Here is a 22,508-nt window from a genome sequence, read left to right as displayed (position 1 = left end):
CCCCGAGGGTTGTTGATGTTCCGTCAGCCGACTGGTCGGTGTCGGCGCATGGTTCGACCCGGGAGGGGTGGGGGTGGTTGTGGGGCGCGCACGGGCTGTGACGTTTCGGTGACAGCCGTTGCCGGACCGGGACGTGGCGGAGGGCTCAGCCGAGGGCGCGGTCCAGGTTGAACGCGGCGCTGATGAGGGACAGGTGGGTGAACGCCTGCGGGAAGTTGCCCTGCTGCTCGCCGGTGCGGCCGATCTCCTCGGCGTACAGACCGAGGTGGTTGGCGTAGGTGAGCATCTTCTCGAAGGCGAGCCGGGCCTCGTCGAGCCGGCCGGCCCGGACCAGTGCCTCGACGTACCAGAAGGAGCAGATGGAGAAGGTGCCCTCGTCGCCGCGGAGGCCGTCGGGGCTGACCTGCGGGTCGTAGCGGTAGACGAGGGAGTCGGAGACGAGGTCCTCGGTGAGGGCGTCCAGGGTGGACAGCCACTTCGGGTCGGTGGGCGCGATGAACTTGGCCAGCGGCATCATCAGCACCGAGGCGTCGAGCACCTCGGCGTCCTCGTGCTGCACGAAGGCACCCCGGCGCTCCGACCAGCCACGGTCCATGATCCGGCGGTAGATCGTGTCCCGGGCCTGGCGCCAGCGCCGGTGGTCGGCGGGCAGTCCGCGGTGGGTGGCGAGGCGGATGGCCCGCTCGATGGCGACCCAGCACATCAGCCGGGAGTACAGGAAGTCCTTGCGGCCGCCGCGAGTCTCCCACACCCCCTCGTCGGGCTGGTCCCAGTGGTCGCACACCCAGTCGACCAGCTGGCACACGTCGTCCCACTGCCCGCTGGAGATGGGCTGGGCCCACTTGTCGTAGAGGTAGATGGAGTCGATCAGGGCGCCGTAGATGTCCAGCTGGAGCTGGTCGGCCGCGGCGTTGCCGACCCGGACCGGGGCCGAGCCCAGGTAGCCCTCCAGGTGCGGCAGCTCGCGTTCCGGCAGGTCGCAGCGGCCGTCGATGCCGTACATGATCTGCAGTGGTCCGGAGGCGGTGCCGTCGCCGGGGCTGATGTGCGTGGTCAGGAAGTTCATGAAGGCCGCGGCCTCGCCGCTGAAGCCGAGCCTGAGGAGCGCGTAGACGGCGAAGGCGGCGTCGCGGACCCAGACGTAGCGGTAGTCCCAGTTGCGCTCACCGCCCAGCTGCTCGGGCAGGCTGGTGGTGGGGGCGGCGACGATGGCGCCGGTGGGGGCGTAGGTGAGCAGCTTCAGGGTGAGGGCGGAGCGGTGCACCATCTCGCGCCAGCGGCCCCGGTAGCGGGACTGGTGCAGCCAGTTGCGCCAGTAGGTGACGGTGGCGTTGAACTCGTGCTCCGCCTCGGCGTGGGCGCAGCCGCGGGGCATCACCTCGTCGCCGAGCTGGTCGAGGGCGAACACCGCCGTCTCACCCTCGCTCAGCTTGAAGTCGGCCCACGCGTCGCGGCCGTCGTGCTCCACCGCCACGGTGGAGGTGAGCGCCAGGGACCGCTCCGGTGACTCGAAGAAGGTCATGCCGTCCAGGAGCCGCAGGGTGTGCGGGTCGGCGCCGTAGTTGAAGCGCGGGGCGATCAGGGCCCGGAACGGCACGGTGCCGCGGACGCACACCACGCGCCGGATCAGCCGGTGCCGGCACCCCTCGCGGGAACGGTCGCAGCACACGGGCATGAAGTCCTGCACCTCGCCGACGCCGTCCTCGGTGAAGAAGCGGGTGATCAGCACGTTCGTGTCGGGGAAGTAGAACTGCTTGGTGCGTGCCGGTACGGCGGCGGCCAGCTCGAAGCGTCCGCCCCGCTCGGCGTCGAGGATCGCCGCGAAGACGCTGGGCGAGTCGAACGACGGGCAGCAGTACCAGTCGATCGTGCCGTTGGTGCCGACCAGGGCGACGCTGCGCAGGTCGCCGATGAGTCCGTGCTCGGCGATCGGCAGGTAGCGGTGGCTGCGGACGGCGTCCTCGGGAAACGGCGTTCCGGGCATCGGCGGCCTCCCGGTGAGCGGTGCGGTGCGGTGCGCTGTCCCCGCCCGGCGGGGACTTCCCGGGCGCGGGGTGTTTTCCAGCTTAGGAGCGTGTGGTTCCGTATGGCGTGGGAAGGCGCTCCTCACCCGCTCCCCAGGCGCTTCCGGATGCAGGGTGCGCCGGGGAGGGCAATGGTGAGTATGTGCCCCGTTCGGAGGCACCGGCACGGATGCGGTCATCCGGACCGAGGAGGAGGCAACATGTCGACATCCACACCCGAAGAGTCCCGCGCATCGGACGACGTCTGCACCCCGGACGCCCTGCTCCACTCCGCGCCCTCCAGGGACGTCACCCCCGAGGACATGGTGATGGCGGCAGGCAGGGACGTCACACCCAAGAACCTCGACTGGGCGCGTCGCAAGCTGGAGTCGGAGGGCCCGGCGGCCATCGAGAAGCTGCTGCCCTAGGGCGGTCCGGGGAAGAGCGAAGGGAATCGAACGGGGAGCGGGCCGGGCGGGATCCCGCCCGGCCGGCGTCATGTGCGCGGCGGGAACGGTACGTCGCTCGACGTGAGCCGACCCGCGTCGGCAGGGGGTGCCCCCGCGGGACCGGACGGGCGGGTCGCCGCCGCGTCGCATGTCGTGGTCGCGGGCGTCCACCCCGTCGGCGCGGGACGTGGATCGCCACCACGTCGTCACAGGCCGTCCGTTGTCGTCACATGTCGTGATCGAGCGCTGCTCCCGTCGGCCCCGGCCCCGGGGCACCCAGGACGACGGCGAGGAGTCCGGGGAAGCGGGCGTCGAGGTCGGTGCGGCGCAGGGTCATCAGCCGGGCCTTCCCCACCCGGCGGGTGTGGGTGATGCCGGCCTCGCGCAGGATCCGCCAGTGATGGGACAGGGTCGACCGGGGCACGTCCACGCCGTCCGGGCTGCACGCGCTCTCACCGTGCTCGGCCATCCGCCGCACCAGCGCCAGCCGGACCGGATCGCCCAAGGCGTGGAGCACCACGGCCAAGTCCCCCTCCGGGTGATCGAGTTGTCCCACCGGCCCTCCTCGTCCTCCTCCGCCGACACCCGTAGTATGCAGATCACTTCGACGTTTCGGGAAAGTCGAAATGATCTAGGAGATGACCGTGACCGTGCTCGCCACCCTGGCCCGTGTCTACGTCGACGATCTGGACGTGGCACTGCCGACCTTCGTCGAGCTGACCGGGGAGCAGCCAAGCCTGCGGTTCTCCTACCGCGATCTGGACCTCGCGAGCGTGGGCGGCTATCTGCTGCTCGCGGGCTCGCAGGAGGCCCTCGCCCCGTACCGCGGCACCCACGCCACCACGATCGTCGACTCCATCGACCAGGTCCTGCGCCTCGTCGAGGAACACGGCCGGGAGCTGCTCGACGGCCCCAACGAGGTCCCCACCGGCCACAACCTCACCGTGCGCCACCCCGGAGGCGCGACCGTCGAGTACGTGCAGTTCCACGCAGCGGCGCGAGCGACACTCGCCTGAGGTGACCGGCGGCTCGGCCGGGGGACGGCCGGGGCGGTCCGGTCGCGTGTGCCGACCTCCCCCACGGCGAGGCACCATGCCGACGGGCGGTCCGGCGCCGGTCCGACGGCCCGTGAGCGGACGGCTCGCGGCCAGGGCCCGTCCCCTCCCGGCGTCTGCGCCGTGGCTCCTCCGAGTCGCGCGTCGATCCGCATTGGGCCACTCACACCGACGATGAATGGGACTGCCCAGCGGTCCACCGAGCCTCTAGCGTCATCGGCATGACGCATCGACCGCGGCGCCTCCTGGCGCTTGCCCAGCTCGCCAACTCCGTGGGCGACGGCGCCTATTACGTGACCTCGGCGCTGTACTTCACCCGTGTCGCCGGGCTCGCTCCCGCCCGCGTGGGGCTCGGGCTGACCCTCGCCTGGGCGGTCGGCTCGCTGGTCGGGGTGCCACTCGGGGGCCTGGCCGACCGGCGGGGGCCGCGCGGCACGTCCGTGCTGCTGGCGCTGGGCACCTCGGCGGCGGTCGCCTGCTTCCTCCTGGTGCGGGGATTCATCCCGTTCGCCCTCACGGCCTGCGTCTATGCCTCCGCACAGTCGGGGCTCGCGGCGGCCCGGCAGGCACTGCTGGCGGGGCTGGTCCCGGCCGGGGAACGGACAGGGCTGCTGGCCCGGCTGCAGTCGACGCTGAACGGCGGGCTCGCGGTGGGCGCGGCTCTCGGCGGGCTCGCCCTGAGTGCCGGGACGGCGGCGGCGTACCGGGGAGTGCTCCTGCTGGACACCCTCTGCTTCCTGGTCTGCGCGCTGTTCCTGCTGCGACTGCCCGCCGTGCCCACGGCGCCCGCTGTGCCCGCCGTGACCGCTGTGCCCACGGTGCCCGCCGTGGCCGCCGTGTCCGCGCGCGGCACGGTCGCCGGCGGACGGCGGTTCGCGGTGCTGGGCGACCGGCGGTACGCCCTGGTCGCGCTCCTCAACGCCGTTCTGCTGCTGCGGCTGCCGCTGCTCAGCCTCGCGCTGCCGCTGTGGATCACCGAGCGGACCGGGGCGCCGGCCTGGCTGGCCTCGGGGCTGTTCGTGCTCAACACGGTGGCGGTGACGCTGTTCCAGGTGCGGGCGGCCAAGGCCGTGACGGGGCTCGGCAGCGCTCTGCGGACACTGCGCCGGTCCGGGCTCGTGATGTTCGCCTCCTGTGCGGTGTTCGCGCTGTCGGCCGGGCGGTCGGCCTGGCCCGCGGCGGCGATCCTGATCACCGGCGCGGTGCTGCAGGTCGTGGCCGAGATGCAGCAGTCGGCGGGCTCGTGGCAGCTGTCCTTCGACCTCGCTCCGGCCGACCGGACAGGCGAGTACCAGGGCTTCTTCGGCACGGGCGTGGCCGTCGCCCGCACCCTGGGCCCCCTGGTGGTGACCTGGCTGCTGCTGGGCTGGGGCACGCCCGGCTGGCTGCTGCTCGGCGCGCTGATGCCGGCCGCGGCGTACGCGATGGGCCCGGCCGCACGCCTGACGGCCGGCCGCCGTACGACCCGGGAGGCGGCGGAGCCACTGCCGGTGAGCTGACCGGCCGCGCGGCGAGGCACGGCGATCAGCCGGCCGCCGCGGTTCGCCCGGCCCGCCGCGGCTCGCCCGGGCTTCCTCGGGTGGGTGTTTCCCGCCGGAACGAGGCGGTGTCCGCTCCGTCCTTCGCTAGGGTCGTCGTACCGGCCACTGCCGTGCCGTTCCGGGAGCCGGGACGGTCGGACGTCAGCCCTGAGGAGCCCGTATGCGCTACTACGACCTCGGCGGCCACGGCCGGCGCGTGACGACCTCGTCCGCCGAGGCACAGACGTGGTTCGACCGCGGGCTGAACTGGACGTACGGCTTCCACCACGAGGAGGCCGTCCGCTGTTTCGAGTCCGCCGCCGCGGCGGATCCCGACTGCGCCATGGCCGACTGGGGGCTGGCCTACGCCCTCGGCCCCAACTACAACAAGCCCTGGGAGTTCTTCGACGAACAGGATCTCGGGCGGACGGTGGAGCGAGCGCATGCCGCCGTGCGGCGCGCACACGCGAAGGCCGCCGGTGCCACCCCGGTCGAGCAGGCCCTGGTCCGCGCCCTGGGCGCCCGCTACCCCCGGGCCGAGGCCCCGGACGCCGAGGACGGCTCCGTCTGGAACACCGCCTACGCCGACAGCATGCGGGACGTCCACCGGCTGGCGGCCGACGACCTCGACGTGACCACCTTGTACGCCGACGCCCTGATGAACCTCACGCCCTGGCAGCTGTGGGACATCCGCACGGGCGGCCCGGCCCCCGGCGCGCGCACCGCCGAGGCCAAGGCGGTACTCGAACGGGCGCTCGCCACGGAGGCGGGCACCCGGCACCCGGGCCTCCTCCACATGTACATCCACCTGATGGAGATGTCCCCCACGCCCGAGGCCGCCCTGCCGGCGGGCGACCGGCTGCGCGGTCTGGTGCCGGACGCGGGCCACCTCCGGCACATGCCGTCGCACCTGGAAGTGCTCTGCGGCGACTACCGCCGGGTGATCTCGGACAACACCGAGGCGATCGCGGCCGACGAGAAGTTCTTCGCCACGGCCGGGGCGATGAACTTCTACACCCTGTACCGGTGCCACAACCTCCACTTCAAGATCTACGGCGCGATGTTCCTCGGCCGCTTCCGGGACGCGCTCGAAACGGCGGAGCGGCTCGAAGCGGCCGTGCCCGAGAAGTTGTTGCGCGTGGACAGCCCGCCCATGGCGGACTGGCTGGAGGGCTTCCTCGCGATGCGGGTGCACGTGCTCATCCGCTTCGGCCGCTGGCACGACGTCCTGCGCCTGCCGATGCCCGCGGACCCGCAGCTGTACCGCGTGACCACGGCGATGCTGCGGTACGCGCGCGGAGTCGCGCTGTCGGCCACGGGCCGGGTCGAGGAGGCCGAGACGGAACGTGAGCTGTTCCGCGAGGCGGTCGCCCGGGTACCGGAGACGCGGATGCTCTTCAACAACACCTGCGCGGACATCCTGGCGATCGCCGCGCAGATGCTGGACGGAGAGCTGGAGTACCGCAAGGGCCGTCACGAAGCGGCGTTCGCGGCACTGCGCCGGTCGATCGAGCTGGACGACGGCCTGCCCTACGACGAGCCGTGGGGCTGGATGCAGCCCACCCGGCACGCGTACGGCGCCTTGCTCCTCGAACAGGGCCTCGTCGCGGAGGCCGAGGCCGTCTACCGCGCCGACCTCGGGCTCGACGACACGCTGCCGCGCCCGCTGCAGCATCCCGGCAACGTCTGGGCCCTGCACGGCTTCCACGAGTGCCTGCTGCGGCTCGGCAAGGAAGGGGAGGCACGGATCGTGGCTCAGCAGCTGAAGGTCGCCGCCGCGCTGGCCGACGTGCCGATCGAGGCGTCCTGCTTCTGCCGTCTGGACCCCGCCGCCCCCTCCGAGCCCGGACACGGCTGCTGCGCCGACGAGCACTGAGCGCCGCCCCGGGTTCGGTTTCCCGAACCCCGAGTTCGGGTGCGGGCACGATCGATCGCCGGACGCCGCCCGCCCAGGATGAGGACATGGCTGATTCGGCGACAGATACGGGGACGGGAACCGTCGCCCGGGCGGTGGACCTGCATCGCGAGTACGGGCGCGGCGCCGCCGCGGTGCGGGCGTTGCGCGGGGTGTCGGTGTCCCTGGCACCCGGGACGTTCACGGCGGTGATGGGGCCGTCGGGCTCCGGCAAGACCACCTTGCTGCACTGCCTCGCGGGGATGGACCGGCCCACGCGGGGGTCCGTCTGGTGGGGCGGCGCCGAGGTGTCCCGGCTGCCCGAGCGGCGGCTGGCGGAGCTGCGGCGCAGCCGGGTCGGGTTCGTGTTCCAGGCGTTCAACCTGATGCCGGCGATGACGGTCGCGCAGAACGTCGAGCTTCCCGGTCGGCTGGCCGGTGAACGGCCCGACCGGGGATGCGTGCTGGACGCGCTCGCCCGGGTGGGGCTGGCCGGACGGGAGCGGCACCGGCCCGGACAGCTGTCCGGTGGCCAGCAGCAGCGGGTGGCGATCGCGCGGGCACTGGTCTCCCGCCCTCAGGTGCTGTTCGCCGACGAACCGACCGGCGCGCTCGACCGGGCCACCGGCCACGAGATCCTCGCCCTGCTGCGCGCCGGTGTGGACCGAGACGGCCGGACCTGCGTGATGGTCACCCACGATCCGGTGGCCGCCGGGTACGCGGACCGGGTGCTGCTGCTCGCCGACGGCCTGGTGGTGGACGAGCTGCACCGGCCCACCGCCGCCCAGGTCGGCGCACGCCTGAGCCGGCTGGGCGGGTGAGTGCGATGCTCTCGATCGCCCTCGGGCAGATGCGCCGCCGTCCGGCCGCCTTCGTCGGACTCGCGGTCGCGTTCTTCCTCGCCATCGCCACCCTGACGTTGTTCGGCTCGCTGTTCGCCGCCGACGTCACCGCCTCCACGGCCGCCCGGACGGCGGCCGACGGACCGGGACTGAAGGTGATCGCCGGCGCCTTCGGGGAGATCGCCGTGCTGGTCGCGTTCTTCGTGGTGGTCAACGCGCTGGGTTTCGCCCTGCGCCAGCAGCACCGCGAGCTGGCGCTGCTGCGCACCGTCGCGGCGACGCCCCGTCAGGCACGGCGGCTGGTACGCGGTCAGGTGGTCGCCACCACGTCGCTGGTGACCGCGCCGGGCTGGCTCGCCGGCGCGGCGGCGGCCCGTCGCCTCCTCGCCGAGCTGCAGCGGCGGGGGATGGCGGCGCCGGGCGTGCGGGGGCCGGGGACGCCGGTACCGATGCTGGTCGCCCTGGCCGTCGCGCTCGCCGTCGGCCTGGCGGCCTCGGCCGTCGCGTCCCGGCGGATCTCCCGGATGGCGCCCGCGGCCGCCCTCACCGCCGGCTCCACCGAGCACGGACGGACGGGAGCGCCGCGCCTGCTCGCCGGCGTCGGCGTGCTGGTCGGCGGTGCCCTGCTGCTGCGGCTGTCCGCCACGCGGCCGGCGGAGCAGGCGGACAAGGCGGGGCAGGCGGCTCTGCTCGGCTCGCTGGTACTGCTGATCGGGATCGCCCTGGTGGGGCCGCTCGCGGTGCGCTTCCTGGCGGCCGCACTGGGCGGGCCGGTACGGGCCCTGGCCCCGGGCGCGGGGTGGCTGGCCGACGCCAACCTGCGCGGGTACGCGCGGCGGCTGTCGTCCGCCGTGGTCCCGGTCGCACTGCTCGTGGGGCTGTCGGGCACCATGTCGATCATGACGAGTACCGCAGGGCACGCCGCGAGCATGACGGCCGCCGACGTCACCTCCGACACGGATGTCTGGCTGCGCCGGGCCGAGTTGACGATGCTGGTCTGCTTCGCCGCCGTCTCCACCGTCAACACCCTGGTGGCGGCGACCGCCGAACGGCGCCGGGAGTTCGCGCTGCTGCGGCTCGTCGGCGCGACCCGGTCGCAGCTGATGCGCATGCTGACCGCGGAGGCGGTGCTGACCACGGCGCTGGGTGTCGTGCTCGGTGCCGCGGTCGCGGGCGCCGCGTCGGCGGCGTTCAGCGCGTCGGTGACCGGGTCGGCGGTGCCGTCCGTCCCGGTGGCCGCCTGCTGCCGGATCGTCGCGGGCGCCGCGGCGCTGACCGTCCCGGGCATCCTGGCCACGGGTCTGCGGGCGGTGCGGGGCCCTGCGGCGGAACTGGTGAGCGACGGCCGTGACTGAACGCGGGACCGCCACCGCCGGCAGCGCGGCGCCGGGCGGGGTGCCGACGGCCGCGGGGACGCCTCCCGAACGGACGCCGCGGCCCGGCGGAGGAAGACTGCGCCCGACGCCCGCGGGGACGCCCCCCGAACGGACGCCGCGGCCCGGCGGGGGAAGACTGCGCTGGGCCCGGTCGCCCGGTGCGGGCGGGACCGCCGGGGGGCCGGGGGGCGAAGGTGGCTGAGCGGCGGCGGTACTTCTCCCTCCGTGCCGGTGAGTGGGGCTTCGCCGTGCTCGGGCTGCCGCTCGCGCTGCTCGGCGGCGTCTACGCGCTCGCCGTGCTGTACGCGGGCGCGCTGCTCTCGCTCACCGTGCTCGGGCTGCCGTTCGTGGTCGCCGCGCTGCGGGGCGCGCGCGGTCTCGGCGGGCTGCACCGGCGCCTGGTCGGCCGGTTGCTCGGCGAGCACGTCGAGACGCCGGGCGGGCTGCCCCGCCCGGCGGGTGTGGTCGCCCGGGGCCGTGTCGTGCTGACCGATCCGGTGGCCTGGCGCACGCTGCTGTATCTGGTGCTGCGGTTGCCGCTCGGCGTGCTGGGGTTCGCCGCCGCCGTGGCGCTCCCCCTCGGCTGTGGCTGGCTGATCGGCTGGCCGCTCTGGGGCCGCCTGCTGGAACCGGGTCCGCGGCCGGTCACCTGGCTGGACATCGCCTCCGTTCCGCTGGGCCTGCTTCTGCTGGCCGCGGTGCCCGGCGCGGTCCGGGCGCTGAGCGGAGCCGACCGCGGGCTCGCCCGGCTGCTGCTGGGCCCGGCACGGGCCCAGCAGCGCGTCCGGCAGTTGGAGACCGCGCGCGCCACCCTGCTCGCGGAGAACACCGACCAGCTCCGCCGTCTGGAGCGTGACCTGCACGACGGCACCCAGGCCCGGCTGGTCGCCCTGGCCCTCACCCTCTCACTGGCCGAGGACGCGCTCTCGCCGGTCGCCGGCCCGGACCTCGGGCGGCTGCGCACCCTGGTGGGCCGGGCGCGCGGCCAGACCGACGACACCATCGCCGAGCTGCGGCGGCTGACCCGGGGCATCCACCCGGTGGCGCTGGACGGCGGCCTGGACGAGGCGTTGCCGGGGCTCACCGCCACCTCGCCGGTGCCGGTCGCCGTCCGCCTCGACCTGCGTGAGCGCCCGGACCAGGTGGTGGAGCGGGCGGTGTACTTCTGCGCCGCCGAGCTGCTCACCAACGTCGCCAAGCACAGCGGCGCCCGCTCGGCGGAACTCGTGGCGAGCGCGGGCGAGGGCCGCGTCCGGCTGAGCGTCCGCGACGACGGACGCGGCGGCGCGGCACTCGGCGTGGGTACCGGCCTGACCGGTCTGGCCGAGCGGCTCGCGGCGGTGGACGGCGTCTTGAAGGTCGACAGCCCGCCGGGCGGGCCCACGGTGGTCACCGCCGAGCTGCCGGCACGGCTGTGACGTGTGACGGGACCTCAGCCGCCGTTTTCGGCGAGGTAGGTGAGGACGGCCTTCACCCGCCGGTTGTCGGCGTCGGTCGCCAGCAGCCCGAACTTGGTGAAGACGGCGGCGACATGCTTCTCCACCGCCCGTTCCGACACCACCAGTCGCGCGGCGACGGAGCGGTTGGAGTGGCCTTGTGCCATCAGCTCCAGCACCTCGCGCTCGCGCGGCGTCAGGGTCTCCACCCGGCTGCGCCGTCCGCCCCGCATCAGCTGGTCGACCACCTCGGGGTCGAACGCCGTGCCGCCGTCGGCGACGCGGTGCAACGCGTCCACGAACTCGGAGGTGCGGGCGACGCGTTCCTTCAGCAGGTACCCGATGCCGGCCGCGCCGTCCGCCATCAGCCGGGAGGCCCAGGCGGTCTCGACGTGCTGCGAGAAGACCAGGATGCCGACCCCGGGAGTCCGCGCCCGGATCTCGACGGCGGCGCGGATGCCGTCGTCGGTGTGCGTGGGCGGCATCCGGATGTCCACCACGGCCACGTCGGGCCGGTGTTCGGCCACCGCGGCGAGCAGCTCGGGTGCCGTTCCGGCGGTGGCCACCACCTGGCAGCCGCGGGCCCCGAGCAGCTCGACCATGCCGTCCCGGAGCACGACGGAGTCCTCGGCCAGTACCACGCGCAGCTGCCTGTCGGTCACGATGCCATTATCGGGGGCGGCCGACGGCCGCCGACGGCCGGTCCCGTGATCGAGGAGGGTGGGTGCGGCCGGGGCCGGAACCGCTGGGGGGTCAGCCGCCCGCGAGAGCGACGAGTTTGACGAAGACGAGGTCGGGGTCGGTGCCGAGGTCCACGATCTCGTCGAGGTCGTCGGCCTGCCGGTCGCCGGCCAGCACGAAGAACCCGTTGGCCAGGAAGGCGCGCTCGGCTATCTCGGCCTGGCGCTCCCAGTCGATGCGGCGGGGTTCGCGGAGCCGGTAGCCGTTCAGCTCGGTCTCGGCGTCGTCGGGGCGGACGAGGCCGTTGAAGCGGTGACCGGGGCAGGCGTTGTGCCGGAGCACCTCCTCACGGACCCGCAGTCTGATCAGCTCCCGTACGGTCATCCGGTCCGGCAGCCCGGTCACCTCCCATGCGGTGACCGGCTTGCCCGTCGCGGTCTCGTCCCGGAACGTCACGGTGGCCATCAGGCACCTCGCTTGATCTGCATGAGGATGGACTCGTCGGTGATACGGGCGTCGGCGGCGAGCAGGAACGCCTTGCTGAGGACGAGGGAGAGCCGGTCGTCCTCGAACGGGAGGAAGACCTTGCCGTCGCCCGCGCGCCGTGCCGGGACGACGCACAGATAGCTGTCGTCCGGTTCCATCAGGATGTTGGCCGACCCCAGGTGAATCCTGTAGGTCCGCAGATCGCCGCGGACGGTCAGGAAGCGGCCGTCGAGCGTGCAGCGGTCGGCGATCTTCAGGCGCGGCAGGATCCGTGCCAGCGCCTCGCGGCGGACCTCGGCGCTCGCCGTCAGCTCACCGAAGGTGGTCGTCCGCCAGTACCCGGCGTAGCGGTCCTCGCCCCGGTCGGTCCAGTCGGGATCGGCGGCGATCGAGGTGACGCCCACGAACAGGTCGACGTCCCGCATCGCCTCACTGAACACCGGCGGGGGCACCTCCGCGAGGGGGGCCTCTCGCCAGCGCCGGCCGTGCCGCCGCTCGAAGCGGACCTGGTCGGTGGCGGCGTGCTCGGGCGCGTAGCCGCCGTCGTCGTCCGCGGCGGGCTCGTGGTGGAAGCAGGCCCGCCACTCGCCGTCGCCGAACTCGGCCCGTGCCTGCCCGTCGTAGCCGCCGTCGTGCCGGCCGAGGAAGTCGGCCTGCCAGCCGCGTTCCTTGAACAGCGCGTAGAGCTGCCGGTAGTGGACGATGTGGGCGGCGAACCGGTTGGAGTAGCCGCCCGTCTGCTCCTCCGCCGGGGTGAGCAGGTAGATCTCCCGGAAGGCCTGTTTGAACGGCTGCCGCAGCCGCTCGGCGACGAGCCGTTCCCGCCACGCCCTGATGTCGTCCGTCGACGCCCGGATCGGATGCCACAACCGGACGCGCGCGGGCTCGCCGGGCGGCTCGGCCGTCGGCGCGGTCGCCCGCCACTTCCCGTCGGCGTCCTGGAACTCCCAGATCAGACGGCGGACGAGTGTTCCGGTGACCGGGTGGTCGCGGTAGTGGCGGCACCACTCGTCGTACGGCCACTCGCGCCCGGCCGACATCAGCCCCTCCACCCGGGCCCGTTCCGCCGACAGGGTCGCCCGTACCTCCTTGGCCAGGGTCTTCAGCTGCTGGAGGTCGTCCGCGAAGCCGTCCTTCAGCGCCGCGGGAGCCGTGCGGGTCGTGCTGCCGTCGGGGCGGGTGAAGGTGAGCCGCACGGTCGCCGCTTCCTCGATCGCCACGCGTACGCGGTGTCCGCCCAGCTCCCGTTCCAGTGAGCCGTCGGGCGCCAGGCCGTGGTCCGGGACGCTGCGCTCGACCAGCTGCGCCGCGGTGATCCCCTGCTGTGCGGCCGCCGTGACCAGCGCGGTGTCGAGCTGTTTGCGCAGTGCCCGGTGCCTGATCCGGGACCGCAACCGCCACAGTGCTTCCACGGCGGCCGGATCGCCCGTCCCGGCCAGCGCGTTGATCGCCGCGCCCGCCAGCTTGAGGTCCTCGATCACGTCGCTCCGGGGGCTGCCCGCCCGCAGGGCCAGCGTGGCGAGGTGCCGGACCGCGGCCGGTCCGCCGGTCAGCGCGGCCGCCCAGACGAGGCCCCGCGCCAGGTCCCCGTCGTTCTGCTGGACGAGGTAGTGGTAGTGATGGCGGTCGTCGAGCCAGCCGGCGTGCGCGCCGGCGGTCCGGCTGCACAGCGGACCGTCCTCGGCCAGCGCCCGCAGGACGTCGGCCACGAGGTCCCGCGCCGACGCCGCGTCCACGAGGCCGAGGCAGGTCCGCCGCCACCGCAAGGTGGGACGCGGCCCGGACAGGCCGGTCACATGCCGTACGAGCCCGGCCAGTTCGGGCGTGGCAGCGGTCTTCGCGCGCTCCCTCAGGGGTGCTGCCCAGGGAGCGTGGGCGGGAACGAGTCCCTCGGGCAGGTGCGCGGCGTCCGCGCTCGCGAGCAGCGCGCGCGGGCGCTGGGCGAGCGAGGCGCGTTCGGCCGTCAAGGCGTCGTACAGCATGGCGAGATGATGACAGGGGGGTCTGACAATGCGATCGAGCGCTGTGGCCGCCGGTGACCGGTGCCGTACGCGAGCCCCCGGGTCCGCCGGAGGCCGGCCGGCCTCCGGACGGGTTGCACCGCGCCCGGCACCCTCACCGTACGGCCGGGCACCGACCCGTCCTGACCGTACGGGAACTGATTTGATCAATTCCCGACCGGAATAAATCGACCCCTGATGACCATATTTTTTTACGGTCGACCTGCACGTTTCCGGCCCCCTAAACGCTCTCTTGGTGAAGGCGTTCGCCTTCCGACGCCGAGGGGGGAGGCGGCGACATTTGAGACCACTTCCAACGGGGAGGGCACGTGCACGACGCTGTTACGGCGTTGCTGCTGACCGCACTGGCCATCCGGGTCTTCGGCCCCGACACGATGCGCCTTTCCAGGCGGATACTCACCGCCTTCGTCCGCGTGGGCATCAGCGGGATGCGTCCGCCCGTGCCGGACCAGCAGCAGGCCGCGCCCGGCGAGCTGACCGGGAGGGACCGGTGAGCGAGGGCGGAACCGAGGAGTCCAGCGGCGCCGTCGGCCTTCCGAGCCGCCGGCGGAAGGCAGTGCCCATGGCTCAGTGGCCGGATGCCGCTCGGGCCTCGTACTGGGCGTTCCACGCGGACCGGCGCCAGAGCTACATGGGCTTCGCCTATCTCCAGCTCGGCTCGGACGCGGACACCGAGGAGGCAGTGGATGCCGCCTTCGACTCCGTGATGGACAAATGGAATCAGATGCGCCAGATGGAGCACCCCGAGGCTTACGCCTGGGCCATCCTGAAGAACCGCATCCGAGACCAGCAACGCAAGCGGCAGCGTCGGCCGGAGCCCATGGACATCGCCGCCTTCGAAGCGGCGGTCCGGGACAACACCGCGGATCCGTACGACGGTCTGGCGAACGCGATCACTCTGTACTCCGCCACGCGCAGGCTCAGCGAACGTCAGCGCGACCTGATCACGCTCCATTACGGGCTGGGGTACAGCACCGTGGAGGCCGCAGCGCTCCTGGGCCTCGAAGAAGCCACCGTCCGCTCGCACCTGAGCCAGGCCCGTCGGCGTCTGGCCCGTCTCCTGCAGGCCGAGGACTCCGACAGCGCCGACGAGGGGAAGAAGACGTCATGACCCACCCTGCCAAGCCCACTTCGAGGCACACCCTCGACCAGTGGCTGGCCCGAGCACGGACGAAGGATCGATACGACACCTACGACCTGACCGCAGCCAGGGCGCGCCTCATGCGGCGGCGCGATGTCCGCCACAGGTTCGTGTGCCCCCTCCACGGCGGCGAAGGCACCGGTCCCGCGGAGGGTGCGGCCCTCGTGCCGTGCGAGCCCGTCTGGACCGCTCCGGGCGCCCGCACCACCGCCGACATCGGCCGCGCGGACACGGATCTCCAGGCGGTCAGCCTGCTTGTCCTGCTGTCCCCCGGTGCGCAGCGGGACCTGGCGGCGTTCATCGACCATCACTACGCGCACCAGGCCGGTGCCAGGGCCTTCGCCTGCATGCTGCACCTGTGGGGCCACGGCGAAGGAGCCAGGTTCTGGTGGCGGTTCGCCGCCGGGGCGGGTGACCGGACGGCCGAGTACTGCCTCTTCCTCGACCACGCCCGCCAAGGCGAGTTCCACGACGCGGAGCACTGGGAGAGCCAGCTCGTCGCTCACGGCTTCGCACCCGAGGAACACCTGGGCGACCGTACGGCGGTGCCCGTGCTCACCGAAGTCCTCACCGCCTGTGTCAACGACTACATCGTGGAGCGTCACCACCCCGACGTCGGGGACATCCCCTTCCCCAGGACCCTCCTCCTCCGGCACGTACGCCGCCTGGCCACCCTCCCCACCCGGCCGTGCGCCACCTAGCGGGAGCGGCCCGCGCGGCAGGGACGCCCGGGGCCGGTGGGATTAATGATCCGCCGTCGGGAAACGCGGACCGGGACCGCATACGGACCCGAAGGAGGCGGCGGCCATGAGCGACCAGCAGTCCGAGCAGACCCCGATGGCGGACGACGCCTACCAGCCCACCGGGACCAACGAGGAACAGGAGGACGCGGGGCCCCTGGACCTGCAGGACGCCGTCGACGAACGCACGTACGACGAGATGCTCGACGAGGGCTACTCCCCGCCCGAGCGGCCCCTGGGCGTCACCAAGCACGGCACCACCGCCGAGGAACAGCGGGCGGGCGAGACCCTCGACGAGCGGCTCGGCCAAGAGGTCCCGGACGTGACCGTTCCGGTCGGCGACGAGGTCGGTGACGTCCCCGGCGGCGAGGGCGAGCCGGTCGACCCCGAGGCGGGCGAGGCCCGCGCGGGCCGCCTCGTCGCCCCCGACGAGGGCGCCCACGCCGACACCACCAAGGAGGAGGTCGCCCAGGACGTGGGCATCGACGGCGGCGCGGCCGGCGCCGAGGAGGCGGCGGTGCATGTCGTGCCGGACGAGACGGACCTGCCCGGGTGACCGTGAGGCGCAGGGCCCGAGCCGGCCCGCGCCGAGCACCTGACCGGCGCCCACGCCGACGTACCCACGGACCGCGCAGGTGCCGTGGGTACGCCGTTCGGCGGGCAGCCCGGGCCGGTCCGCGCAGTCATCCGCTTGGCGGATGCCGGGGTGCAGTGCCCGCGCGTTTCCGTACGGTCGGTTCCAGGGCCGGGATACGTGCCTGGCCTGCACGTCAGGAGGTTCGTCATGCGTCGCCTCAGCTCGACACTCGCCCCTCTCGCCGCCGCCGGAGCGCTCACGCTCACCGTTCCGGGTTCCGCTTTCGCCGCGAACGGGTTCCTCGAGATCGACGGAATCGTTCACGGCAGCCCGAGCGGCTGCTTCGAGATAGCCCACCTCTCACCGGTCTTCAACTTCACGGACGTACCCGCCCTGGTCCACAACGTCCCGGGCTGCCAGGGCAGCACCGTCCGGATCATCCCTCCCGGAGAGGAACTGGAGGTGCCCGGGACGCACAGCGTCTTCGTCAGTTGACCGGGGCGTTCCGGCCGCCTGCCGCCGGGGCGTGCCGGCGGGACGTGGCGGTGTGCCCGGCGGCGTCCGGCGTCGCCGGCTCGACGGTCAGCCGCGCGGCGCTCCCGCGCGCAGGCCGTCCATGACGAGGTCGAGGAGCCGGGCGGCGCGGGGCCGCCAGTCCTGGCCCGGCTCCAGATGCCAGAGGCCCGCGATGGCGAGGAGGAAGTCGTCCGCGGTGACCCCGGGCCGAATGGTGCCGGCCTCCTCGCCGGCGCGGAGCAGGAGTTCGGCCGCGGCGGTCACCGGCGTGTGAGGCGGCTTCGCCGGGCGGCCCGGCGCGCCGGTGACCTGCCGGATCGCGTCGGCCAGTCCGGCCTTGGCCATGGCGAACTCGGCGAGCCGGTCCATCCAGGCACGCAGGGCCTCATCGGGCTCGCGGGTCTCGATCAGGCGGGCCGCGCTGTCCGCCACCTGCTGCATCTCGTGGCGGTAGATCTCCAGGACGAGCGCTTCCCGGTTGGGGAAGTTCCGGTAGAACGTACCCTGCCCGACGCCGGCCTTCTTGGCGATCACGCTCAGCGGGGCGTTCGCGCACCGCGACAGTTCGGCGAGTGCCACTTCCAGGATGCGCTCGCGATTGCGCTGCGCGTCCGAGCGCCGGGGTGAGTCCTGCTGCTGCGGCACTCGTCCTCCTCGGTCGAGGGTTCCTGGCCGAACCTCGCCCTTGCTAACCGGACAACTGTCCGTTAAGTTTCCATGAAACGGACAGCTATCCGTTTACGTCCACCATAGCTACGGACGCGGCCCCGCGGCAGTCGCCGACTGTCTTTCCTCGAGCCCAGCATCCCGCACCTTCGCTTCGCCCCGGCGGCACGAGTTCCCCCTGACCGGTTTCCGCGCCGCGTGGAACTCAAGCTGCCGACCCCCTGTCCTGGAAATGCGAAAGAAGCAGCTCATGGCCTCATCGACGTCCAGTGTCATCACCTTGAAGATCAACGGGGAGAAGTACACACTGCCCGTCGACCACCGCACCACCCTGCTCGACGCACTGCGCGAGCGCCTCGATCTCACCGGCACCAAGAAGGGCTGCGATCACGGACAGTGCGGCGCCTGCACCGTCCTGGTGGACGGGCGCAGGTCCGTCGCCTGCCTGCAACTCGCCGTGGCGGCCGAAGGCCGTGAGATCACCACCATCGAGGGCGTGGCCGACGGTGAACGGCTCCACCCCGTGCAGCAGGCGTTCCTCGATCTGGACGGTTACCAGTGCGGTTACTGCACCCCGGGCCAGATCTGCTCGGCGATCGGGGTGATCGAGGAGCACGCGGCGGGCTGGCCGAGCGCCGTCACCGAGGACATCCGTCCGGAAGCCGGGCGACCACCCCTGACCGCCGACGAGATCCGTGAGCGGATGAGCGGCAATCTGTGCCGCTGCGGCGCGTACGTCTCGATCGTCGAGGCGGTGGCCCGCGCGGCCGGATCCGGACCCGACGAGGGACGCCTGCTCCCCGGAGCGACCTCGAAGGAGGCCGCGGCATGAGGGAGTTCGGCTATCAGCGGGCGCACGACGTCGCCGGTGCCGTCGCGCTGCTCGGTGCCGACCCGGACACCCGCTTCCTGGGCGGCGGGACCAACCTGGTCGATCTGATGAAGTCCGGTGTCGAGCGCCCCGCCCGGCTCGTCGACATCCGCGAACTTCCGCTGGACGACATCGAGTCGACACCCGAGGGCGGCCTGCGCATCGGCGCCACGGTCACCAACGGCGACCTGGCCGCCCATCCCGAGGTCCGGCGCCGCTACCCGGCGCTCGCCCAGGCGGTACTGGCCGGCGCGTCGGGGCAGCTGCGCAACATGGCCACGGTCGGCGGGAATCTGCTGCAACGCACCCGCTGCGGATACTTCACCGATGTCACCAAGCCCTGCAACAAGCGTGCGCCCGGCAGCGGTTGCCCCGCCGTCACGGGCGAGCACCACAACCACGCGATCCTCGGCGCGTCCGAGCACTGCGTGGCCGTCCACCCCTCCGACATGGCCGTCGCCCTGACCGCCTTCGACGCGGTCGTCCGCTTCGAGACGGCGGACGGCGCCGGGGAGTTGCCGCTCGCCGACTTCTACCTGCCCGTCGGCGACACCCCGCACCGCGAGACCGCCCTGCCCCCGGGCGCGCTGATCACCGGCATCACGCTGCCGCCCGCCCCGGTGGCCGCCACCTCCCGCTACCGCAAGGTGCGCGAGCGCGCCTCGTACGCGTTCGCCATCGGCTCGGTCGCCGCCGCGCTCGACGTCCGGGACGGCGTCGTCCACGAGGCGCGTCTGGCCCTCGGCGCCGTCGCGTCGCGCCCGTGGCGGGCCGTCACGGCCGAGCGCGTCCTGACCGGTGCGCCGGCCGGTCCCGAGACCTACGCCGCCGCGGCCGACGCGGAGCTGGCGGCGGCCCGTCCGCTGCCGCACAACGGATACAAGGTGGACCTCCTGCGCAACCTCGCGGTGGCCGTCCTGACCGATCTCGCCGAGGAGGCCGCACGATGACCGCCTTCACCACCGACACGCCCGCCCGGGCGTCCTCCGTCGGTACCGCGCACACCCGCGTCGAGGGGCGGGACAAGGTCACCGGAGCGGCCCGTTACGCCGGCGAGGTGCCCTTCGCCGACCTGGCGCACGGCTGGCTGGTGCTGTCCACCGTGGCCCGCGGCCGCATCCGCGCCCTCGACACCGAGCCCGTGCTCGCCATGCCGGGCGTCCTCGCCGTCCTGGACCACCGCAACGCACCGCGCCTGGAGACCGACTACCCCGGTCTGATGGGCAGCCGGCCGGATCCGACCTGCGCCGTCTTCCAGCACGACCGGGTGCCGCACCTGGGCTGGCCGGTGGCGCTGGTCGTCGCCGAGACCTCGGAGCAGGCCCGCGAGGCCGCCGAGGCGCTCGTGGTGGACTACGAACAGGCGGACCACGACGTCGACTTCACCGGCGAGCACCCGGACGCCTACCCGGTGGACGGCCATGCGCCGGCGGTGACGGAGAAGGGCGACCTCGACGCGGAACTGGCCGCCTCGGCCGTCGTCGTGGACGCCGAATACACCACCCCCGAAGAGCACCACAACCCGATGGAGCCGCATGCGGCGACCGCCCGGTGGGACGGCGGCCGGCTGGAGGTCATCGACTCCAACCAGGGCGCCACCTGGGTTGTCGGTGAACTCGCGAGCCTCTTCTCGCTCGACCCGGCCTCGGTGCGCGTGCGTTCCGAACACGTCGGCGGCGGCTTCGGCAGCAAGGGTGTACGCGCCCACCAGGTGGCCGCCGTCATGGCGGCGACCCTCCTCCAGCGCCCGGTGCGGGTGGTGCTGACCCGCCGCCAGATGTTCTCGCTGGCCGGCTATCGCAGCCCCACCACCCAGCGCGTCAGGCTCGGCGCCGACAGCGACGGACGGCTGCGCGCACTGGAGCACCGCTCCGTCAGCCTCACCTCCACGGTGCACGAGTTCATCGAACCGAGCGCCGGGGTGGCCCGGGTGATGTACGACGCCGACGCCCACCACACCGCCAACCGGGTGGTACGGCGCGACGTACCGACCCCGACCTGGATGCGTGCCCCGGGCGAGGCACCCGGGTCGTTCGCGCTGGAGGCGGCGCTCGACGAGCTGGCCGAGGGGTGCGGGATCGACCCCATCGAGCTGCGTCTGCGCAACGAACCCGCCAAGGGTCCGGTCTCCGGCCTGCCGTTCGCGGGACGCAATCTGGCCGCCTGCTTCCGCGAGGGCGCCCGCAGGTTCGGGTGGGCGGACCGGGACCCGCGTCCCGGTCTGCGCCGGGACGGCCGCCTGCTGCTCGGCACCGGTACGGCCGCCGCGTCCTTCCCCGCCGGCGCCGCTCCCTCGACGGCGACCGCGACCGCGCATCCGGACGGCACCTTCACCGTGCGGATCTCGGCGGCCGACATCGGCACCGGGGCCCGTACGGCTCTCACCCTCGTCGCCGCGGACGCCCTCCAGGTGCCCCCGGAGCGTGTCCGGGTGCGCATCGGTGACAGCGACTTCGGTCCCGCGATGATCGCCGGCGGTTCCATGGGCACCCGCTCCTGGTCCTGGGCGATCACGGTGGCGGCCGGCGAGCTGCGCGAGCGGCTGGCCCTGGGCGCCGGCATCCCGGCGGAGGGAATCACCGTCCGGTCGGACACCGCCGCCGCGATCGGCGCCCTCACTCCCGCCGAACGGCACTCCTTCGGCGCGCAGTTCGCCGAGGTCTCCGTGGACGTCACCACCGGCGAGGTGCGTGTCCGGCGCATGCTCGGCATCTTCGCGGCGGGCCGGATCGTCAATCCGCTCACGGCACGCAATCAGTTCCTGGGCGGCATGATCTGGGGCATCTCCATGGCCCTGCACGAGGAGGCCGTCCGGGACCGTGCCTCGGGCGGCCATGTCGGCGCCGACCTCGCGGGCTACCACGTGGCGACGCACGCCGACGTGCCCCGCATCGAGGCCGACTGGATCGACGACACGGACCCGGACGATCCGGTCGGGATCAAGGGCATCGGGGAGATCGGCATCGTGGGTGCCGCGGCCGCGGTCGCCAACGCGGTCTGGCACGCGACCGGCGTACGCCACCGCAGCCTGCCGATCAGGCCGGACCGTGTCGTCGCGGCGGGGGCGTCGGGTGTTTGACATCGCCGGGGAACTGCTCGACTGGATCGAGGAGGGCCGGGAGTTCGCCGTCGCCACGGTGCTGGCGGTGGGCGGCAGCGCGCCGCGCGGTCCCGGCGCCGCCCTCGCCGTCGACCGTGCCGGCACCGTCGTCGGCTCGGTCTCCGGCGGGTGTGTGGAGGGCGCGGTCTACGACCTGTGCCTGGAGGCGCTCCGGACGGGCGAGAGCGTCACCGAACGGTTCGGCTACAGCGACGAGGACGCCTTCGCCGTGGGGCTGACGTGCGGCGGGACGATCGACCTGCTGATCACGCCGGTGGGCGGGCAGGCACCGGACCGTACGGTCCTGGCGGCGGCTCTGCGGGCCGCCGCCCGGCGCGCGCCGGCGGCGCTCGCCCGGGTCGCCCGCGGCCCGGCCGAGCTGCTCGGCCGTGCGCTGCTGGTACGGCCCGACGGCACGGAGGAGGGCGGTCTGGGCGGCCACCCGGACCTGGACCGGACGGCGGCGGCCGAGGCCCGGGCCCTGCTGGAGGCGGGGCGCACCGGCACGGTGGACCTCTCCGCGGACGGTTCGCACTGCCCCGGCGGTCTCACTCTGCTGGTCGAGTCGAACGTGCCGCCGCCCCGCATGATCGTCTTCGGTGCGGTCGACTTCGCGGCGGCGCTGGCGCGGGCCGGCAAGTTCCTCGGCTATCACGTCACCGTCTGCGACGCCCGCCCCGTGTTCGCCACCCGGGCCCGCTTCCCCGACGCCGACGAGGTCGTCGTCGACTGGCCGCACCGCTATCTGCGGCGCACCGGCACCGACGCCCGCACGGTCCTGTGCGTGCTCACCCACGACGCGAAGTTCGATGTGCCGCTGCTCAAGGCGGCCCTGCGCCTGCCGGCGGCTTTCGTCGGGGCGATGGGCTCGCGCCGCACCCACGAGGACCGCAACCGGCGTCTGCGTGCGGAGGGGGTGACCGAAGGGGAGCTGGCGCGGCTGCGCTCCCCGATCGGTCTCGACCTGGGCGCCCGGACGCCGGAGGAGACGGCCCTGTCGATCGCGGCGGAGATCGTCGCCGCCAGGCGGGGCGGCACGGGGGTCCCCCTGACGGTTTCGAAGACGCCCATCCACCGCGACGGCGGAGAACGCGCCGGGGCGGCAGTCGCCTGAAGCGGCGGGCCCCTCGGGGA

22 protein-coding genes are annotated in these 22,508 nt (G+C 73.4%); 16 read left to right on the top strand and 6 right to left on the bottom strand.

What is annotated here, in order from left to right; genetic code table 11:
- Window positions 1-145: 145 nt before the first annotated feature.
- On the bottom strand, window positions 146-1,984 hold the full coding sequence (locus tag ACZ7KF_RS06725; protein ID WP_471069860.1) for a glycoside hydrolase family 15 protein: 1,839 nt from the start codon (window positions 1,982-1,984) through the stop codon (window positions 146-148).
- 240 nt (window positions 1,985-2,224) lie between these two features.
- On the opposite strand from ACZ7KF_RS06725, the gene ACZ7KF_RS06720 reads away from it, so the two are divergent.
- Window positions 2,225-2,431, top strand: a complete 207-nt coding sequence (locus tag ACZ7KF_RS06720; RefSeq protein ID WP_471069859.1) for a hypothetical protein — start codon at window positions 2,225-2,227, stop codon at window positions 2,429-2,431.
- A 247-nt stretch (window positions 2,432-2,678) separates the two neighbouring features.
- Here the strand turns inward: ACZ7KF_RS06720 and ACZ7KF_RS06715 are convergent, their stop codons facing one another.
- Window positions 2,679-3,008 (bottom strand): ArsR/SmtB family transcription factor, encoded by a 330-nt coding sequence (locus ACZ7KF_RS06715; protein WP_471069858.1) that lies wholly within the window; start codon window positions 3,006-3,008, stop codon window positions 2,679-2,681.
- Between the two features lie 82 nt (window positions 3,009-3,090).
- Between ACZ7KF_RS06715 and ACZ7KF_RS06710 the strand changes: the two genes are divergently transcribed.
- From ACZ7KF_RS06710 to ACZ7KF_RS06685, 6 genes are all read left to right on the top strand, one after another.
- A complete protein-coding gene (locus tag ACZ7KF_RS06710; RefSeq protein ID WP_471069857.1) occupies window positions 3,091-3,468 on the top strand; it encodes a VOC family protein in 378 nt (125 codons plus the stop codon).
- A 260-nt stretch (window positions 3,469-3,728) separates the two neighbouring features.
- Window positions 3,729-5,006: an MFS transporter gene (locus tag ACZ7KF_RS06705; RefSeq protein ID WP_471069856.1), complete on the top strand. Its 1,278-nt coding sequence runs from the start codon at window positions 3,729-3,731 to the stop codon at window positions 5,004-5,006.
- Window positions 5,007-5,208: 202 nt separating this feature from the next.
- Window positions 5,209-6,903 carry a tetratricopeptide repeat protein gene (locus tag ACZ7KF_RS06700; protein ID WP_471069855.1) on the top strand — a complete coding sequence of 565 codons (1,695 nt, stop codon included), beginning with the start codon at window positions 5,209-5,211 and terminating at the stop codon, window positions 6,901-6,903.
- Between the two features lie 86 nt (window positions 6,904-6,989).
- Window positions 6,990-7,742 (top strand): ABC transporter ATP-binding protein, encoded by a 753-nt coding sequence (locus tag ACZ7KF_RS06695; protein WP_471069854.1) that lies wholly within the window; start codon window positions 6,990-6,992, stop codon window positions 7,740-7,742.
- Window positions 7,743-7,747: 5 nt separating this feature from the next.
- Window positions 7,748-9,118, top strand: a complete 1,371-nt coding sequence (locus ACZ7KF_RS06690) for an FtsX-like permease family protein (protein WP_471069853.1) — start codon at window positions 7,748-7,750, stop codon at window positions 9,116-9,118.
- A gap of 215 nt (window positions 9,119-9,333) precedes the next feature.
- Complete coding sequence (locus ACZ7KF_RS06685; protein ID WP_471069852.1) at window positions 9,334-10,557, top strand: sensor histidine kinase; 1,224 nt, start codon at window positions 9,334-9,336, stop codon at window positions 10,555-10,557.
- 14 nt (window positions 10,558-10,571) lie between these two features.
- On the opposite strand, the gene ACZ7KF_RS06680 is transcribed toward ACZ7KF_RS06685, so the two are convergent.
- From ACZ7KF_RS06680 to ACZ7KF_RS06670, 3 genes are all read right to left on the bottom strand, one after another.
- Window positions 10,572-11,237 carry a response regulator gene (locus ACZ7KF_RS06680; protein ID WP_471069851.1) on the bottom strand — a complete coding sequence of 222 codons (666 nt, stop codon included), beginning with the start codon at window positions 11,235-11,237 and terminating at the stop codon, window positions 10,572-10,574.
- Window positions 11,238-11,328: 91 nt separating this feature from the next.
- A complete protein-coding gene (locus ACZ7KF_RS06675) occupies window positions 11,329-11,721 on the bottom strand; it encodes a hypothetical protein (RefSeq protein WP_471069850.1) in 393 nt (130 codons plus the stop codon).
- On the bottom strand, window positions 11,721-13,724 hold the full coding sequence (locus ACZ7KF_RS06670) for a DUF4132 domain-containing protein (RefSeq protein WP_471069849.1): 2,004 nt from the start codon (window positions 13,722-13,724) through the stop codon (window positions 11,721-11,723). Before ACZ7KF_RS06670 ends, ACZ7KF_RS06675 begins: the two co-directional genes overlap by 1 nt.
- Window positions 13,725-14,071: 347 nt before the next feature.
- Between ACZ7KF_RS06670 and ACZ7KF_RS06665 the strand changes: the two genes are divergently transcribed.
- The 5 genes from ACZ7KF_RS06665 (at window position 14,072) to ACZ7KF_RS06645 (ending at window position 16,716) form a co-directional block, all read left to right on the top strand.
- Entirely contained in the window at window positions 14,072-14,257 is a 186-nt protein-coding gene (locus ACZ7KF_RS06665; RefSeq protein ID WP_471069848.1) for a hypothetical protein, read from the top strand.
- A gap of 68 nt (window positions 14,258-14,325) precedes the next feature.
- Window positions 14,326-14,874: an RNA polymerase sigma factor gene (locus ACZ7KF_RS06660; protein WP_471069847.1), complete on the top strand. Its 549-nt coding sequence runs from the start codon at window positions 14,326-14,328 to the stop codon at window positions 14,872-14,874.
- A complete protein-coding gene (locus ACZ7KF_RS06655; protein ID WP_471069846.1) occupies window positions 14,871-15,605 on the top strand; it encodes a hypothetical protein in 735 nt (244 codons plus the stop codon). Before ACZ7KF_RS06660 ends, ACZ7KF_RS06655 begins: the two co-directional genes overlap by 4 nt.
- A gap of 106 nt (window positions 15,606-15,711) precedes the next feature.
- Window positions 15,712-16,200, top strand: a complete 489-nt coding sequence (locus ACZ7KF_RS06650; RefSeq protein ID WP_471069845.1) for a DUF5709 domain-containing protein — start codon at window positions 15,712-15,714, stop codon at window positions 16,198-16,200.
- 228 nt (window positions 16,201-16,428) lie between these two features.
- Complete coding sequence (locus tag ACZ7KF_RS06645; protein WP_471069844.1) at window positions 16,429-16,716, top strand: hypothetical protein; 288 nt, start codon at window positions 16,429-16,431, stop codon at window positions 16,714-16,716.
- Between the two features lie 87 nt (window positions 16,717-16,803).
- Here the strand turns inward: ACZ7KF_RS06645 and ACZ7KF_RS06640 are convergent, their stop codons facing one another.
- Window positions 16,804-17,382 carry a TetR/AcrR family transcriptional regulator gene (locus ACZ7KF_RS06640; RefSeq protein ID WP_471069843.1) on the bottom strand — a complete coding sequence of 193 codons (579 nt, stop codon included), beginning with the start codon at window positions 17,380-17,382 and terminating at the stop codon, window positions 16,804-16,806.
- Window positions 17,383-17,653: 271 nt separating this feature from the next.
- On the opposite strand from ACZ7KF_RS06640, the gene ACZ7KF_RS06635 reads away from it, so the two are divergent.
- Genes ACZ7KF_RS06635 through ACZ7KF_RS06620 form a run of 4 tightly spaced genes read left to right on the top strand, consistent with a single transcriptional unit; the run spans window position 17,654 to window position 22,488 of the window.
- On the top strand, window positions 17,654-18,235 hold the full coding sequence (locus tag ACZ7KF_RS06635; protein ID WP_471069842.1) for a 2Fe-2S iron-sulfur cluster-binding protein: 582 nt from the start codon (window positions 17,654-17,656) through the stop codon (window positions 18,233-18,235).
- Window positions 18,232-19,224, top strand: coding sequence for an FAD binding domain-containing protein (locus ACZ7KF_RS06630; RefSeq protein WP_471069841.1), 993 nt, complete (start codon window positions 18,232-18,234; stop codon window positions 19,222-19,224). The genes ACZ7KF_RS06635 and ACZ7KF_RS06630 overlap by 4 nt, the downstream gene beginning before the upstream one ends.
- Entirely contained in the window at window positions 19,221-21,353 is a 2,133-nt protein-coding gene (locus ACZ7KF_RS06625) for a xanthine dehydrogenase family protein molybdopterin-binding subunit (protein WP_471069840.1), read from the top strand. The genes ACZ7KF_RS06630 and ACZ7KF_RS06625 overlap by 4 nt, the downstream gene beginning before the upstream one ends.
- Window positions 21,346-22,488 carry an XdhC family protein gene (locus ACZ7KF_RS06620; RefSeq protein WP_471069839.1) on the top strand — a complete coding sequence of 381 codons (1,143 nt, stop codon included), beginning with the start codon at window positions 21,346-21,348 and terminating at the stop codon, window positions 22,486-22,488. Before ACZ7KF_RS06625 ends, ACZ7KF_RS06620 begins: the two co-directional genes overlap by 8 nt.
- Window positions 22,489-22,508: the final 20 nt, after the last annotated feature.

The sequence above is a fragment of the Streptomyces sp. NPDC038200 genome (genome assembly GCF_055600785.1).
This window is presented reverse-complemented; position numbering and strand designations above follow the sequence as displayed.

What these genes read in the sequence shown, in the direction of transcription:
- ACZ7KF_RS06725 (WP_471069860.1), bottom strand. Translation starts at nt 1,984, where the DNA reads ATGCCCGGAACGCCGTTTCCCGAGGACGCCGTCCGCAGCCACCGCTAC.
- ACZ7KF_RS06720 (WP_471069859.1), top strand. Translation starts at nt 2,225, where the DNA reads ATGTCGACATCCACACCCGAAGAGTCCCGCGCATCGGACGACGTCTGC.
- ACZ7KF_RS06710 (WP_471069857.1), top strand. Translation starts at nt 3,091, where the DNA reads ATGACCGTGACCGTGCTCGCCACCCTGGCCCGTGTCTACGTCGACGAT.
- ACZ7KF_RS06705 (WP_471069856.1), top strand. Translation starts at nt 3,729, where the DNA reads ATGACGCATCGACCGCGGCGCCTCCTGGCGCTTGCCCAGCTCGCCAAC.
- ACZ7KF_RS06700 (WP_471069855.1), top strand. Translation starts at nt 5,209, where the DNA reads ATGCGCTACTACGACCTCGGCGGCCACGGCCGGCGCGTGACGACCTCG.
- ACZ7KF_RS06695 (WP_471069854.1), top strand. Translation starts at nt 6,990, where the DNA reads ATGGCTGATTCGGCGACAGATACGGGGACGGGAACCGTCGCCCGGGCG.
- ACZ7KF_RS06690 (WP_471069853.1), top strand. Translation starts at nt 7,748, where the DNA reads ATGCTCTCGATCGCCCTCGGGCAGATGCGCCGCCGTCCGGCCGCCTTC.
- ACZ7KF_RS06675 (WP_471069850.1), bottom strand. Translation starts at nt 11,721, where the DNA reads ATGGCCACCGTGACGTTCCGGGACGAGACCGCGACGGGCAAGCCGGTC.
- ACZ7KF_RS06670 (WP_471069849.1), bottom strand. Translation starts at nt 13,724, where the DNA reads ATGCTGTACGACGCCTTGACGGCCGAACGCGCCTCGCTCGCCCAGCGC.
- ACZ7KF_RS06660 (WP_471069847.1), top strand. Translation starts at nt 14,326, where the DNA reads ATGGCTCAGTGGCCGGATGCCGCTCGGGCCTCGTACTGGGCGTTCCAC.
- ACZ7KF_RS06655 (WP_471069846.1), top strand. Translation starts at nt 14,871, where the DNA reads ATGACCCACCCTGCCAAGCCCACTTCGAGGCACACCCTCGACCAGTGG.
- ACZ7KF_RS06650 (WP_471069845.1), top strand. Translation starts at nt 15,712, where the DNA reads ATGAGCGACCAGCAGTCCGAGCAGACCCCGATGGCGGACGACGCCTAC.
- ACZ7KF_RS06645 (WP_471069844.1), top strand. Translation starts at nt 16,429, where the DNA reads ATGCGTCGCCTCAGCTCGACACTCGCCCCTCTCGCCGCCGCCGGAGCG.
- ACZ7KF_RS06635 (WP_471069842.1), top strand. Translation starts at nt 17,654, where the DNA reads ATGGCCTCATCGACGTCCAGTGTCATCACCTTGAAGATCAACGGGGAG.
- ACZ7KF_RS06630 (WP_471069841.1), top strand. Translation starts at nt 18,232, where the DNA reads ATGAGGGAGTTCGGCTATCAGCGGGCGCACGACGTCGCCGGTGCCGTC.
- ACZ7KF_RS06625 (WP_471069840.1), top strand. Translation starts at nt 19,221, where the DNA reads ATGACCGCCTTCACCACCGACACGCCCGCCCGGGCGTCCTCCGTCGGT.